2 protein-coding genes are annotated in these 1,570 nt (G+C 61.1%); one reads left to right on the top strand and one right to left on the bottom strand.

Annotated features, from left to right (window positions below):
• Window positions 1-189 (top strand): 3-deoxy-7-phosphoheptulonate synthase (locus tag ACGGCP_RS26895; RefSeq protein ID WP_392971839.1); only part of this gene is annotated, 189 nt, incomplete at its 5' end.
• A 752-nt stretch (window positions 190-941) separates the two neighbouring features.
• Here the strand turns inward: ACGGCP_RS26895 and ACGGCP_RS26890 are convergent.
• Window positions 942-1,460, bottom strand: coding sequence for a hypothetical protein (locus tag ACGGCP_RS26890; protein WP_392971837.1), 519 nt, complete (start codon window positions 1,458-1,460; stop codon window positions 942-944).
• Between the last annotated feature and the right edge of the window lie 110 nt (window positions 1,461-1,570).

Below are 1,570 nucleotides of genomic sequence, written 5' to 3'. Positions count from 1 at the left end.
ATCCACATCGAGCTCACCGGCGAGGACGTCACCGAATGCGTCGGCGGCGCCCAGGAGATCCGCGACGACCAGCTCTCCGACCGCTACGAGACCGCCTGCGACCCGCGCCTCAACACGCAGCAGTCGCTCGAACTCGCCTTCCTCGTCGCGGAGATGCTGCGCAATCCCACCCGCACCTGGGAAGAGTAAGGAAGAGTCAGAGGCCCGATTGTGCCAGGACTCGTCCGATCGGACTCCGAGCGTAGTCGATCCCGCGGAGCCTGAACAGAAACCCTGGCATGTGCCGACTCTAGGTCCCGCAAACTGCCTGGTGGGCGCGCATCGTGCTTGCAGGTCTTGGAACCCGCCTACCTAAGCGGGTTTCGGGTGATACCCGATCATGGGTTCAAATCCCATATCCTCCGCCAACAAGCCCCGCTGACCTGCGCAAACGTCAGGTCACCGGGGCTTCTTTCATGTCAGACCTTCGAACATCCGTCGATTTGTGTGAAGAAGTCTGCATTCGCGGCCTCTGAGTGCAGGATATGCGGCTTGACCAGGTATTTCAGTCCCGTTGCGTCCAGTTGGCTCCAGTCCACGCCAGCTGGTTTTCTGCCTAAGTTCTGCCTAAGTTGCACAACGAACCAGACTGGGCCTCGACTTTCCTCACCCATCTGGGTGAAGCGTTCGGCGACGATCCCATATATTGGGAGAATGCGGATTTCTGGGCCTACTACCTGCAGAAACGTCGGGCACTGGCCGTTGACCATTTTCGGGCAACGCTGCAGCGCGATCGTCGGGCCTGAACTCAGGCGCCACCGGCATGCGTGACAGCTCCTTGAACGGGTTGATGCTGGCGGTGTGGGCGCGCGTCCAGCTGAGCCATAATCGAGCGGATTCGGCTTCTGGCGCTTGGGGACCGGCCGCGTCGAGGTGGGCTTCAAACTGATTGCAGTAGGCGGTTAGGAGCCGCCACCGCTCCAAGGCGAGTGCTTGGCGTTCGAGCTCGCTGGCGTAGAAGCGTTCTCGCGCTTCTGTTCTGGCGCTGGCCAGGTTAGCTTCATGTGTTGCCTGCTGAGCGGCCCGTGCGTTCGCTTCTTTGACGAGTCGTTCGCGATCCGCTGCGGCGCGTTGGACGAGCGCTTCGACGATTTCGGGAAGGCGCTGCTCGTGCAGGGTGCTAACTGGCCTTCGGCGCCGCGCAGCTCCTGGCGTTCGGTTTGCGCGCCCTTAATGCGCGCGTGGACCTTGTCGGCGGTCCGTTCCAGGAATCGTCTAACGCTGCCGCGCGAACTGGGCGTGACGCTACCCTGGGTTACCCTAAAAACTCTTAGACTGTCTGGCTCGTAGGGAGTGCGTTGGTGGTTGTACGACGGCATGCCCTCATAGTGACCGCTGGTCGGATCGATCCCGACGGCCCAGCCGCCCAGCAGTCTGACCAGGTTTTCGGCAACTTGGACTTCGTGGCCGAGCGCGCTCAAGTCATACAAAGCTTGCTGTGCTCCCCCCGTTTTTCCGGAGAGGTTTTATCTTGGTTCTGGAATGAACCAGAAGGGGACAAGGTTCGCATGCCTATCCGGAAGTACCCGCC

Source organism: Glycomyces sp. NPDC048151, from assembly GCF_043202775.1.
Lineage (GTDB): Bacteria > Actinomycetota > Actinomycetes > Mycobacteriales > Micromonosporaceae > Glycomyces.
Note: the sequence above shows the minus strand (reverse complement) of the source record. Positions and strands in the feature narration are given on the sequence as shown.